At 40.8% G+C, this 13,114-nt stretch carries 10 protein-coding genes; 2 read left to right on the top strand and 8 right to left on the bottom strand.

The features are described from left to right. Nucleotides 1-82: 82 nt before the first annotated feature. The 3 genes from C8D84_RS14035 to C8D84_RS11570 form a co-directional block, all read right to left on the bottom strand. Nucleotides 83-526 (bottom strand): three component ABC system middle component, encoded by a 444-nt coding sequence (locus C8D84_RS14035; RefSeq protein ID WP_109592292.1) that lies wholly within the window; start codon nt 524-526, stop codon nt 83-85. Beyond that, nucleotides 523-1,638, bottom strand: coding sequence for a hypothetical protein (locus C8D84_RS11575; RefSeq protein ID WP_211317074.1), 1,116 nt, complete (start codon nt 1,636-1,638; stop codon nt 523-525). Before C8D84_RS11575 ends, C8D84_RS14035 begins: the two co-directional genes overlap by 4 nt. A 90-nt stretch (nt 1,639-1,728) precedes the next feature. Continuing rightward, complete coding sequence (locus C8D84_RS11570; RefSeq protein WP_109592288.1) at nt 1,729-2,544, bottom strand: crotonase/enoyl-CoA hydratase family protein; 816 nt, start codon at nt 2,542-2,544, stop codon at nt 1,729-1,731. A gap of 216 nt (nt 2,545-2,760) precedes the next feature. Between C8D84_RS11570 and C8D84_RS11565 the strand changes: the two genes are divergently transcribed. Together C8D84_RS11565 and rlmF are read left to right on the top strand one after the other, a co-directional pair. Continuing rightward, the gene (locus tag C8D84_RS11565) at nt 2,761-3,498 is read left to right on the top strand and encodes a LysE family translocator (protein ID WP_109592286.1); all 738 of its coding nucleotides are present in this window, start codon (nt 2,761-2,763) and stop codon (nt 3,496-3,498) included. A gap of 65 nt (nt 3,499-3,563) precedes the next feature. Then, nucleotides 3,564-4,601: a 23S rRNA (adenine(1618)-N(6))-methyltransferase RlmF gene (rlmF, locus tag C8D84_RS11560; RefSeq protein ID WP_109592300.1), complete on the top strand. Its 1,038-nt coding sequence runs from the start codon at nt 3,564-3,566 to the stop codon at nt 4,599-4,601. 123 nt (nt 4,602-4,724) lie between these two features. On the opposite strand, the gene C8D84_RS11555 is transcribed toward rlmF, so the two are convergent. The 5 genes from C8D84_RS11555 to dnaA form a co-directional block, all read right to left on the bottom strand. Continuing rightward, complete coding sequence (locus tag C8D84_RS11555; protein WP_109592284.1) at nt 4,725-5,306, bottom strand: manganese efflux pump MntP; 582 nt, start codon at nt 5,304-5,306, stop codon at nt 4,725-4,727. A gap of 154 nt (nt 5,307-5,460) precedes the next feature. After that, a complete protein-coding gene (gene gyrB / locus C8D84_RS11550) occupies nt 5,461-8,076 on the bottom strand; it encodes a DNA topoisomerase (ATP-hydrolyzing) subunit B (protein ID WP_109592282.1) in 2,616 nt (871 codons plus the stop codon). A 502-nt stretch (nt 8,077-8,578) separates the two neighbouring features. Further along, complete coding sequence (recF, locus tag C8D84_RS11545) at nt 8,579-9,778, bottom strand: DNA replication/repair protein RecF (RefSeq protein ID WP_109592298.1); 1,200 nt, start codon at nt 9,776-9,778, stop codon at nt 8,579-8,581. Between the two features lie 181 nt (nt 9,779-9,959). Beyond that, nucleotides 9,960-11,135, bottom strand: a complete 1,176-nt coding sequence (gene dnaN / locus C8D84_RS11540; RefSeq protein ID WP_109592280.1) for a DNA polymerase III subunit beta — start codon at nt 11,133-11,135, stop codon at nt 9,960-9,962. 161 nt (nt 11,136-11,296) lie between these two features. Continuing rightward, on the bottom strand, nt 11,297-12,742 hold the full coding sequence (dnaA, locus tag C8D84_RS11535) for a chromosomal replication initiator protein DnaA (RefSeq protein ID WP_109592278.1): 1,446 nt from the start codon (nt 12,740-12,742) through the stop codon (nt 11,297-11,299). Nucleotides 12,743-13,114: the final 372 nt, after the last annotated feature.

The raw sequence follows: 13,114 nt of genomic DNA, 5'->3' as shown, positions 1-13,114 counted from the left end.
TCACTATATCTCTTAACTTTCTTTGTCATGGTAAACTCCTATTTGTCTTCTTTAGTTTACCAAGTTTTTGTCTACGGTTTTTTCAGCATATATCAATAGTAAGTACATCCAAGTCCCCTAAAATATGATACATTTTCTGGGATGCGCTGTAGGACTTGATTAAGTTGCTTTGTATATTTTTAGGGTTTTCATCAACCGTAACAGACAAGTTTTCATTAATAACTATCCAATCACTATCTATTGCGTGTTGTATGCTGTGATGGGTTATTTCCTTATAGTACTGAACGTCATCTGCAAGACCTATCAGGAGATTCTGTTTGTTTTTGAAAGTATGTACAGAGCTTCTAACAGTACTCTTATTTAAAAAATCTCTCCTATCTACATTAAGAACTAATGGAAGTAATAAATAACAAAATAAGTAGTTATTTTCGGACTCTGTCACGGAATCAAAAAAATTAGTGAATAGTGGAGCCATAATGAAAGGGTTATTGTGGATAACATATAGGCTATCAGTAAGCTTAGTCATTGATCATCTACCTTTAGTTTCCATATCATGTCATCATTTTCATTAATCAATTCATGTAAATATCCATTTCTAAAGAATACGGGGGTATCATTATAGTTTTGAAAAGGAGACGCAGGAGTAGCTAAAAACTTCAAATAAAATCTTTTAGAATCTTTGATCTGTGTTTCTATTTTGGTATCCAAAGACGATAGTCTATACTCTGCTTTATGTTGGTTTCTCAAGTTATCTTCATAACTTCTATAATCTCTATTTTCATACCCCTGCATTTCTTCCGACACAGTTTTTCTTTGTCTATAAAAGTGTTCAATAGCTTCTATACTAATCTCATCATCATATTCAATATCATATATTTTTTTAACGAACGGTAATTCCAATGCTTTTGCTTCTTCTTCCTCACTTGGTTGATAACTTACATAAGTAGCTGGAAACGATAAAACTTTGGAAATTAGTTGTTGACTGATTCTTCTCTTTTCCTCAGTAAACTCTTCATACTTTATTTCACCATTAGATTGAGCTATCTGATTATGCACATAACCTGTTAGCACCTTTATATAACTCTTATCCTTTCCATCAGACAGGAAGCTAGCGTGAGTTTGACATAACCTTTCATGTATTTCAGTATAGCTAGGCGCTTCAGTAATCAGGCTGAACTTTTCTAAAACGATCCTTAGATTGTCTCTTTTACTAGCTGACATTACTGTTGTAAGGTAACCTAAAGTCGTATCGCTCTTAACTGTCTGAGTTGAGTAATCATTCTGTATTTTTTCCAACACTTTTATCTTCGATTCGACGCATTTCTCATTGAAACCTTTAAATAAACTATTTTCATTTAATTTTTGAGTAGTAAGTAATATAAGTTCAGAATATGATTTAAACTTATCATTGTCTAACCAATTGCTTACAGTTTTCCAGAAGCTTTGACTAAGATTATTTAAACTACCTTTTTCGTGTTTGACTTCAACTTGTGAATCATCTTCAATAGTCACATCACCCCAAATCTCTATATAGAGTGTTTGATCCTCTGTCAACTCTAAGCATTTTTCTAAAGCAACTAAGTTCTGGTAAGTAATACCTTGTACAGAGGCAATAGCGTTATTTTTTAGTTTTGACATCCCTTTATATCCACTTTGTGTATGGTAAACACCTAACTTTACCATACATATATCTGCTGAAAATATACTTAATTAACTTTAGTTTGTTTTTTACCGTCCCACAAACTCAGCTTCCCGTCTCTCAACCATCGCCATCGCACCCTCTTTGGCATCTTCTGAATGAAACAAATGTGGCAGATAACCATGAATATTAGCTAATGCTACTTTTGCGCCATTGCGACTGGCCTCTTGTGCTGAGGATAGTAATCCTTGTACGCCAAGCGGTGCAGCTTTGCAAATCTCTTTAGCGATAGTTAGCGCGCGCTCGTATTCTTCTCCATTTGCCACCACTTCGCTGACCAAATTCAATCTATCAGCCGTTTGCGCGTCAAAGTTTTTACCTGTTAATAGATACGGCATGGCTTTTTGCCAGCCAGCTGCTGCTACAAAGCGTACAGTCGCACCACCAAACGGCATAATACCGCGCTGAACTTCCATTTGCGCAAAGTTGCAGTTATCACTAGCGATAACGACATCACTATTGAGCATCAACTCAATCCCAGCGGTAAAGCAAGTGCCTTGTACTGCGACGACGACTGGTTTAGTGCGCAGTTTGCCACCGATTCCCCATGGATCTATTTGGGTTTCATCGAATTCAAATGCGCCTTTATCCCATTTATCTTGTAGCTCCATCAAATCAAGCCCAGCGGTAAAATGCTCTCCATGGGCGAATATCAGCGCACAGCGAAGATTGGCATCATTTTCGTATTGAGTGAGTGCCTCAGAGAGTTGCTTAATCATATGGCTATCAAAGGCATTGCGTTTATCCGCGCGATTGAGCCCGATCAAACAGATGTAATCTTGGACGTCATAGGTAATGCGAGTGTCACTGCTAGTGGAATTACTATTATTACTTTCCGTAGTCATGTTTTTATCCTTATTAGAGCGATCGTTTTATGGTTTGTCCTATGGCGAATTAACACTGCTAAAAATCATGTAACTTACTTTCAATATAGACATACGCTACGTGCAACGCAAGCATCGTTTTAGCATGAGCCTCAATAGCTGGTACCAATATCAGTTGACCTCATTTACGCTAATGTGCAACTATTATCCAACTCAAGACATGACTCAGAGCATTTTATGGAATTTTGGCACGGTTTTTTGCTTATCACCAGCGTCCATCTACTCGCTGCCGCCTCTCCGGGTCCTGATTTTGTATTAGTCTCGCAGCAAACCTTGGCAAAAGGGAGGCGCACCGGTTTGATTTGTAGCTTTGGTATTACCTTGGGTCTTGCCGTACACATCATTTATTCGGTGCTAGGACTAGCAACACTGATTGCCCATTCGCAGCCACTACTCACTGCTATTAAATGGTTGGGCGGTAGTTATCTTATTTATCTAGGATGGCAAGGTATTCAAGCCAAACCGGAAAAAATATCAGAATTAGCAAATCCAGTAGAGCTAATAGATTCAGGTGTTCACGTTTCACAAGATATGCTTATTAAGCAAACGACTTCTACCAATCATACCGAACTTTCTGATAAAGCCATTTCTAATAAAAAACTGCCTACTGATACAGACTCAACCGCTTCCATCCTACGGCGTGGCTTTTTTTGCAATGTGTTTAACCCAAAAGCACCAGTATATTTCGTGGCGATATTTACCCTCGTACTATCACCCGATATACCGCTTTGGCAACTGGCTATTTATGGCGTATGGATGATGGTCTTGCAGATGGCATGGTTTAGTACCGTGGTGATGTTACTGTCTATTCCTGCCATTCATCGTCGCTTTCAGCGTTTTGAACATTGGATCGACCGCGTATTAGGTACAGCGATGATAATATTGGGATTAAATCTGATTTTACGTAGCCGATAAGACGCTAGTGACTCATGAAATCTGCTAAAATGGTGCATTATATTCAAACATCAAAGCCTGATACTATGACCAGTAAGCCTATGAACCGTCGCCCGACCGCCAATAATCACCGAAACAGATCGCCTGAAACTGCTAAAAAATTAGGGCAGCTACATCCGCGCAATCCGCACCAAGGTCGTTATGACTTTGAAGTATTGACTCGCGCTTTGCCTGAGCTTGCTAAGCACACCATTACCAATCCTAAAGGCGAGTCGACGATTAACTTCTCAGACAGTGCCGCCGTGCGCGTCCTTAATCAGGCACTACTAGCAAATTATTATGGTGTGAAATTTTGGGATATTCCGGAAGGTTATCTCTGCCCACCGATTCCGGGACGTGCCGATTATATTCACTACATTGCTGATTTGCTTGCGCAAACAACGCATGTGAATAAAGACAATACGCCACCGACTGGCAAAGAAATCCATGCCCTTGATATTGGTACGGGTGCCAGCGCGATTTATCCGATTGTTGGTAGCCAAAGCTATGGCTGGCGCTTTACGGCTTCAGACATTGACCCTATTTCAGTCAATACGGCTGCGCTGATTTGTGAAACCAATCCAAAGCTAAAAAGTGCCGTTAAAGTCAAACTACAGACCGAACCTAAATTTATTTTTAAAAATATCATCGGTCGCCAAGATTACTTTGATGTGGTGGTTTGCAACCCGCCATTCCATGCCTCATTAGAAGAAGCGATGGAAGCCAATAGCCGTAAGCAGCATAATTTGCAACGACATCGCGGTAAGAATGAGAACGCACAAATTAGCCGCAGCTCAACCAAGTCTGGTAATGCCGCGCAAAACCTAAACTTTGGTGGTCAGCATAAAGAGCTATGGTCTGAGGGTGGTGAGATTGCCTTTTTAACCAAGATGGCAAAAGAGAGTCAAGATTTCGCTGAGCATGTTGGCTGGTTCACAAGTTTAGTCTCAAAATCAGAAAACGTAAAACCTCTGCAATTGCTGTTAAAACAACTTGGTGTTGCCCAAATGCGCATCATTGAGATGAGCCAAGGTCAAAAAAGTACGCGTATACTCGCATGGCGTTTTGATACTGACGAAGAGTAGATAGTAGTTAATATAAAATAGTTATAGTTTCACGTGAAACAAAGCCTTTGTTAAAAAAGTACCCCTTTGATCATCAAAGGGGTGCTTTTTATTGTAGAGAATCAATTCAAATAATGATACTTATTAACGGATAAACATCACCTTTATGCCAATGGCTATCAATACTAATCCACCAAGTATCTCAGCTTTGTCCTCGAGCCACGTTCCTGAAGACTTACCTAAGTAGATACCTAAAAAGCCAAATACAGCGGTGACAATAGCGATGATTAAACAGGCTAACCATGCATTAACTACCAGTAAATTTAAAGTAAAGCCTGCTGCCATTGCATCAATACTGGTGGCAATAGCCAATGTAAACATCATACGATGGTTGATTTTTTCTTGTATATTTTCATCGAAACTGCCTGCTAATACCGCTTCAACCTCACCATTAAACGCTTCATATAACATCTTAGCGCCAAGCACAATAAGAATCCCACCACCAATCCACGGTGCAGCAGTCGCTAACCAGCCTAATAATACTGCACCCAATAGATAACCTATCAGCGGCATCACGCCTTGCGCAATACCAAAATACAGCGCTGCATAAATGGCTAAACGAAGCACATAAGCAGATGATTGCTTTTGCGATTTAGCCCCTAGCCCAATTGATACCGCAAATGCATCCATCGCCAAGGCTATCGCAAGTAAAAAAACTTCAATCATTTCTATATCCATTATCTAAAGAAATTCGTGAACTAAGTTTCACGTGAAACAATTCTAACATCAAAAAACCACCGCCTTGATTGCCAAAGCGGTGGTTTTTTTAATTAATTAACAATGATTTCGCAACTTTTTATGTCCAACTTAGAGGCCCAACCTAGATGTCTAAATTAGACACCGTCAATGCGTTCTCTTCAATGAAAATACGACGCGGTTCAACATGATCACCCATCAAGCAGGTAAACATATGATCCGCCGCAATCGCGTCTTCAATCGTCACGCGTAGCATACGACGGTTTTCAGGATCCATCGTGGTATCCCAGAGCTGATCTGCGTTCATTTCACCCAGCCCTTTATAGCGCTGAATTGCTAGACCACGACGCGCATCAAGCATCATCTGCTGCCAGAGATAATCAAAGTCACGTACAGGAATGTCTTTGGTCGTACCAGTCGTTGCTTCACGGCGGATAAAGGCATCCTCTGCAAGCAAGGTATTCCATTCAGCAGACAAACGCAGCAACTTGCTGTACTCGCCCGAATTGATAAAGCTAGCATCTAGCAGATAATGATGGGCTAACTGGTGCACATAAACCGTAATACGCGGTAGCCACTGTGCTTTAGCAGATAACGCTTCACTATCAGACGCCGCGCCTTCTACAGTTTCTACCACAGGCTTCATACCCAGTAAATCAGCAGCAGCAGCATCCATATTTTTTGGTTGCGGCGCATGGATATTGACCAGTTCAATCTCCGGACTCAAGTCACTACCGAAGTGCTCAAGCTGAGCTTGCATCGCCTCTTTCCAAGCTTGCATCGCAGGAAAATCATAAGTCATATCAGTGCTAAGCTTCGGCGTATGCGTCAGCGCATCCAATAACACCGCTGGGAAACGAATCTGCAAACGTGCCTTTATCAGCTGCGTTTGGTTATAATCATTCAGTAGCGTCTCTAGCGCTTGACCAGTAATCGCAGGCGCATCCGCACTGATATGCAGCTTAGTATTATCAATCGTTGAAGACAATAAGTACGCTTTGAGTGCTTCGTCGTCTTTTAGGTACAGTTCTTGACGACCTTTTTTCACTTTATAAAGCGGTGGTTGGGCGATATAAATATAACCACGTTCAATCAGCTCAGGCGTTTGACGGAAGAAGAAAGTCAGCAACAGGGTACGAATATGTGAACCATCAACGTCCGCATCGGTCATGATGATGATTTTATGATAGCGTACTTTATCCGGATTATATTCGTCTGGACCAATGCCACAACCAAGCGCAGTGATAAGGTTACCCACTTCAGCAGAAGACAGCATTTTGTCAAAACGTGCGCGCTCTACGTTTAGGATTTTACCTTTCAATGGCAAGATCGCTTGGGTTTTGCGGCTACGGCCCTGCTTTGCTGAACCACCTGCAGAGTCACCCTCCACAATGTAAAGTTCTGAAAATGCTGGATCTTTTTCTTGGCAATCTGCTAACTTACCGGGCAGACCAGCGATATCTAACGTGGTCTTGCGACGCGTCATTTCACGCGCTTTACGAGCGGCATCACGAGCACGAGCGGCATCAATTATTTTGCCAGCAATAGCCTTACCAGCGCTTGGATTCTCTTGCAGATAATCATTAAACTTATCATGCATTGCTGATTCGACCGCTGATTTTACTTCACTTGATACCAGTTTATCTTTGGTTTGACTCGAAAACTTAGGATCTGGAACTTTAACGGATACGATAGCGGTTAGACCTTCACGCGCATCATCACCAGTAGCAACGACCTTCTCTTTTTTAAAGAGATTCTCGCGATCCATATAGGTATTCAAACAACGCGTCAACGCTGAACGAAAGCCAGATAGATGCGTACCACCATCCCTTTGGGGAATATTGTTGGTGAAACAAAACACTTTTTCGTTATAAGTATCTGTCCACTGTAACGCCACTTCGACACTGATACCATCATCTTGCTCACTCACAAAATGAAAGACTTCATTGATGCCATCTTTACCAGCATTGATATAGCTGACAAATTCTGACAAGCCGCCTTTGTGTTCAAACTCATGACGCTTATCAATACGCTCATCCGTTAAAACAATGCGTACGCCCGAGTTCAAAAATGATAGCTCACGCAAACGCTTCGCTAAAATATCGTACTCAAAGATGGTGCCAGTAAACACATCGCTACTTGGATAAAAGCGAATTTGCGTACCAGTTTTGTCGGTTGGTTCCATCTGCTGAATGTCCGCATCAGGCACCCCATCAGTATAGGTTTGATGGTAGTGATAACCTTCACGCCAGATGTTCATTTCAAGCTTTTTCGATAGGGCGTTAACGACCGAGACACCAACACCATGTAAGCCGCCTGATACTTTATAGCTGTTATCATCGAACTTACCGCCTGCATGCAAGACAGTCATAATGACCTGCGCCGCAGATACACCCTCTTCTGGATGGATATCGACAGGCACGCCGCGACCATTATCCATGACGCTCACAGATTCGTCTTCGTGGATAATGATATCGATTTGATCACAATGACCCGCCAGAGCCTCATCGATAGAGTTATCCACCACCTCAAAGACCATATGATGTAAGCCTGTACCATCATCCGTATCACCGATGTACATACCAGGGCGTACGCGTACCGCTTCTAACCCGCGCAATACACGAATATCTTTGGAGCTATAATCAGAAGGTAAACTTTCAGGAACCACCGCTGGTGCCGTAGTTTCAGCAATGCTGTCTGACGTCAGTTTCTCGTGGTCGGTAGGTAATGAATCACTCATGTGCATTCCTTAATCTAGCCATAATCAGCCGTTTGTTATTAGCGCACCACTACGATGACGCCTCATAACGTTATTTTAGACTTAATTTTTATAGTCAAAACCTTTGATAAGCATTACCAGCTAAAACACGATTAGCTAAAAATTCTTGAGTGTTGATAGCGACTTAAAAAGAGTTTCAAGTCCGCGCTTTTTCTCTCTAACATCGGCTTCTTTTTTTAAACATTATAAAAACCAAGAGAGCAAATAAAACATTTATTTATCAAATACTTAGAAATTTACAGGCATTGGAAAATACCTATATAACGTCATCAAACAACTTGCTGAGAACAGGACAAAAATAAAGCCCCATTTTAGCATTTTTTTGCCTCTAAGTCACTGTTTACTGAGCGTTTTATGCCTATAAAACCAGCTCGAAAAAATAGCCTATATCATTACGAAACGACAGGTAGATAAGTATCGATATGAAAGCCCGTGGAGAAAGGAAATAATATAAAGGAAATAATTAAGGACTAAAGATTTGACCTTGTTTCACATGAAACGTACTGGGTTTTGACCAATATTGATGCACCAAAGGCAAAATATCGTCGGTCAAACTGGTCATAAATACCTGACATGGCAGCTGCGCTAACGTCGACAATAGAATATCTATCGCCCTATAATCAAGCTCTGCAGTAATATCATCTAGCAATACCACTGGTGTCACCTGAGCACTATCATTTGATAGGTCATTAGTTTTTTGGGTATTTAGCAGTAATGGCAGTTGCGATAAACGCAGTGCTGTGATTAATAGCTTTTTTTCACCACGCGACAACACATTGGCTGCCTGCTCTTTTATAACAGGTACTTTGAGGTTAGTGTCCGCTTCATGCATTGTATCTGAGAGTTCGTTATTCGACGCTGCCGAGTCATTAGAACGCCAATGCACATGAACATCAGCACGGTGATTACCGATACGAGTATATCCCAGTTGCAAATCCTGTTCTAAGCGCTCGTTAAGCTGTATATCCAGCGCAACAGTAGTATCGTAACCAGCATTATAGCTAAGGCTCAATTGCTCCGCATAAGCGGGTAATAACTGCGCGATACTTTCAGCAAAATAAGGCTGCCATTCTGCGAATATGCGTTCGCGATAATGATGAATCAGTGCCGCATGATTACTAAGTCCTTTGTCCCACGATTTTAGTTCAGTGAGCTGCACTTGGGTCAAATGACGTGTCTTTTTTAGCAAACTATTGCGCTGTTTTAATAGACGCTGATAGGCGAGCCATTGCGGGTGGAAACCTTGTTTCATGTGAAACACTAGCCAATCTAGCAGCTGGCGACGACTAGCACTACCCTGCTCTAACATATCCATCGTCGATGGATCTATCAGTAGCGTTGGTAGCTGCTCAGTTAAGATGCTTTGGTTATAGACAGTGGTTTGATTCAGACGTAGAATTGTGGTCGCGTCAGCTTGTTTCTGGATAGCTAAGGTACTACTATTATTGAGTCTAGCGTATACAGTCGCTGTATTTTGATGGTGCTGAATATAGCGTTTTGGCTGGTGATGACGAAAGCTTTTTCCTCTTGATAGCAGAAATATGGCTTCAAGTAATGAGGTTTTACCGCTGCCATTGGCACCGATAATGACGTTGCAAGCTGTTGCATGTAGATTGACGTGCGTCAGGTTGCGTAGGTTGGATATTTGTAGACGTTCAATCATAATGCCGACAGCCACCTATTGACGCTACCTATAATAATAGGCAAAAGTTTAATAATAATTAAATTTAAAATACTGGATTTTAATCAAAGACTCTCAGCTTACCTTAATTTTTTAGTGCAAACTGAGTGTCTTTAGTCCCTGCTATTAAGCCTATTGAAAACATATAGAAATTATACAGAAACTATATACGCATTGGCATAATGACATACTGATGGAACTCATCATTCAGCTGATTGACTAGCACCGACGCGTTTGATTGACTCATGTGCATTTGCAAATCACCTTGAATCACACCAAGCACATCTTGTAAATAAGCCGCATTAAAAGACAGCTCCATCGGCTCACCTTGATACTTCGCCTGTATCATCTCCACCGCTTCATCTTGCTCTGCATTATTAGCACGCACTTCTACCATGCCATCGCTGGCAAAATTAAACACCACACCGCGAGATTTTTCATTACTCAAAATCGCGACACGGCGCAGTACGTCCGTCATTTTTGCTTGATTGAATAAAGCCAATTTATCCGTATTACTTGGCATCACTCGGCGATAATCAGGGAATTTTCCATCAATCAGACGCGCAGTGAAAGTAACCATCAGGTTCTGATTGACCTGCCCGGCACTATCAACGTCACCAAAGGGTAAGCTCACTTGCAAAAACTCACGACCGAAGCTCAAGGTGACCTGATTGTCTTGCTCACCAAGCATTTTTCCTAGCTCAGAGGCCAAGCGCTCAAGCTCAATGACAGCTTTACGGGGCAAAATAGCCTGCATATTTAAATCAGCACTGACATCGATAACGCTGCGCGCCAAAGCCAATCGATGCCCATCGGTTGCAACCGTCGTCAGCTGCTGTTGCGACACATCAAACAACATGCCAGTCAAATAATAGCGTACATCTTGAATCGCCATTGCAAACTGCGTTTTATGAATCAAATCGATAAGACGATTGCGACTGATGGTCAATGGCGTGATATTTTCGGGATTACCCAAACTCGGATAATCTTCGCTAGGTAATGTCCCTAAGGTGAAGCGACTCTTGCCACTGGTTAATAAGCAGCGTTCATTTTCTTGAGTGGCCAAATTAATTTGAGCTTGTGCAGGCAATGATTTACAGATGTCTTTTAATTTTGTTGCAGGTAAGGTCGTGGTACCAGCTTCAACACAAGCACCAGCAGGCAGTTTTAAAGTCGATGTCAGCTCTACTTCTAAATCAGAAGCCGTCAAAATAAGCGTTGATTCGGATAGCTGTAGCTTGATATTGCCCAAAATAACCATATTGTGCCGTTTATCAGCAGCCTTGGCGATCAAATTAATGGCTTTTAGTAACGACTCTCGATTAATCGATAATTGCATGCTTGGTTACTCTTATTTAAATGATTTTTATTATAAAACTTAACAATAATGGCTTAATCATACCCTGTCTATTGACTATAATCCATTCGCTGTCTGTCTACTCGTATTTTTAATATTATAAACCATATCAATCTACTAAAACATAGTGATACCGCGACCTGCTAACCCGCTTGCAGCATCAATGCCAGTGTTTTGTAATCCTTATCAAAGGCAGGATCAGCTGCTCGTAGCTCATTAACTTTATCGCAAGCATGCATCACCGTTGTATGATCGCGACCACCGAATGATTGACCAATCTCAGGAAAGCTATCACCAGTCAACTCACGCGATAATGCCATCGCTATTTGACGCGGTCTAGCAATACTGCGTGTGCGTTTACGACCCATCATCTCTTTGATGGTCACATCATAGTACTCAGCGACCACTTTGCGAATATTATCCATATTCACAGCTTGCACACGCATCGCGACGATGTCTTTTAGCGCATATTGCACCATTTCAAGAGTAATCTGTGCACCCGTCAAGTTAGCATTGGCAAAGACTTGATTTAGAGCACCTTCTAAACGCCTAACATTTGAAACCACATTTTGAGCGATGAATAATGCGCATTCTTTAGGCAGTGTCATACCATATGAAGCTGCTTTTTTTTGCAAAATTTGCACACGAGTATCAATCTCAGGCGGATCAACTGCTACAGTTAGCCCCCAAGAAAATCGCGATCTAAAACGTTCATCGAATTCGGTCATTTGCGAAGGATGACGATCTGAAGCCAAAATCAGTTGTTTATCACCACTGGTAAAATCTGCAAATAATGTCAAAAACTCATTACTACTTTTGGTTTTTCCTGCTAATACATGAATATCATCTACAATCAATAAATCCACTTTTTTAATTTTCTTTTTAAAATCTTCTATTTTATTATTTCTTAATGAATAAACCAATTGATTAATAAATTTTTCAGAAGTGAAATAATAAAAACTTTGATTATTTTTTAAATAGCGATGTGCTACAGAATGCATTAAATGTGTTTTTCCCAAACCAGAAGGTCCGTATATAAATAAAGGATTGTGTCGATTTTTTGATTGGCGCTTACCAAGCTCATAACAGGCTTTATAAGCCAAATTATTAGATTTTCCAGTGACAAAAGTTTCAAAAGTAAAGTCAGGATTTAGATAACTTAACGACTTGGCATCAGCAGAATCAACCAATTCTGCGTGACGCATATTGGCATCAATATCTGCTTTTGCATTGTTATGATGAATGGTTTCAAACTTATGGTCTGCAGGGGTAGGGGAGGGTTTATCTTCATCAAACAAAGACCCTGATTGCAATTGACGATTGTCTTCGTTATCGCGGCCAGCGTTATCAACACGCACAACCACCTCTTCGATACTTCCCTGACTGTGCTTAGCAACCAGCTGCTGTATCTCTTGCAAGTGGTTTTTTTTGATGTAAGTCACAAAATAATCATTAGGAGCAAGTATAGTCAGCGTTTGCGCCTCTTGATGAGCTGACAATGGTCTCAACCACATAGTAAATACGTTGTCTTTGACGTTATATCGTAGGTCATTTAGACATTTATCCCAAATATTTGCTGTGTCTATCATGAAAAATACTAACCCTATAATTTGAAATAATATTTGTGTTTTAGCAGTGTGATCTGTTGCGTAGCCCTTCATATTTTCCGCAATTATTTCCGTTGGAAACCATATTGGAAGTTACGTTGATAAACTATACGAAGCCACATATTAAGTAGGGGCTAATCTAACACAAATACCCTGTGGATAAAACCTTGTTTTTTGGGGATAAGGCTGTGGATACTTTTGTGCATAACTTTGAAAGGTGAGTTATCCATATTTAACCCACAGGTTATCCACAGGTTTACCCATAGTACAATATATTGATAATAAAAAGGAAAACTTACTTAGCCACAGATAATCGAGCTCCCAATAACAACAATACTTATATATATTAATAGT

Origin of the sequence: Psychrobacter immobilis, assembly GCF_003148585.1 — a bacterium.
Lineage (GTDB): Bacteria > Pseudomonadota > Gammaproteobacteria > Pseudomonadales > Moraxellaceae > Psychrobacter > Psychrobacter immobilis.
The sequence above is the reverse complement of the archived record's forward strand: the minus strand, read 5'-3'. Positions and strand labels throughout refer to the sequence as shown.

Bases quoted from the DNA above. Each gene is read 5' to 3' on its own strand.
- C8D84_RS14035 (WP_109592292.1), bottom strand. From the start codon at position 526: ATGACTAAGCTTACTGATAGCCTATATGTTATCCACAATAACCCTTTC.
- C8D84_RS11575 (WP_211317074.1), bottom strand. From the start codon at position 1,638: ATGTCAAAACTAAAAAATAACGCTATTGCCTCTGTACAAGGTATTACT.
- C8D84_RS11570 (WP_109592288.1), bottom strand. From the start codon at position 2,544: ATGACTACGGAAAGTAATAATAGTAATTCCACTAGCAGTGACACTCGC.
- C8D84_RS11565 (WP_109592286.1), top strand. From the start codon at position 2,761: ATGGAATTTTGGCACGGTTTTTTGCTTATCACCAGCGTCCATCTACTC.
- rlmF (WP_109592300.1), top strand. From the start codon at position 3,564: ATGACCAGTAAGCCTATGAACCGTCGCCCGACCGCCAATAATCACCGA.
- C8D84_RS11555 (WP_109592284.1), bottom strand. From the start codon at position 5,306: ATGATTGAAGTTTTTTTACTTGCGATAGCCTTGGCGATGGATGCATTT.
- gyrB (WP_109592282.1), bottom strand. From the start codon at position 8,076: ATGAGTGATTCATTACCTACCGACCACGAGAAACTGACGTCAGACAGC.
- recF (WP_109592298.1), bottom strand. From the start codon at position 9,778: ATGATTGAACGTCTACAAATATCCAACCTACGCAACCTGACGCACGTC.
- dnaN (WP_109592280.1), bottom strand. From the start codon at position 11,135: ATGCAATTATCGATTAATCGAGAGTCGTTACTAAAAGCCATTAATTTG.
- dnaA (WP_109592278.1), bottom strand. From the start codon at position 12,742: ATGATAGACACAGCAAATATTTGGGATAAATGTCTAAATGACCTACGA.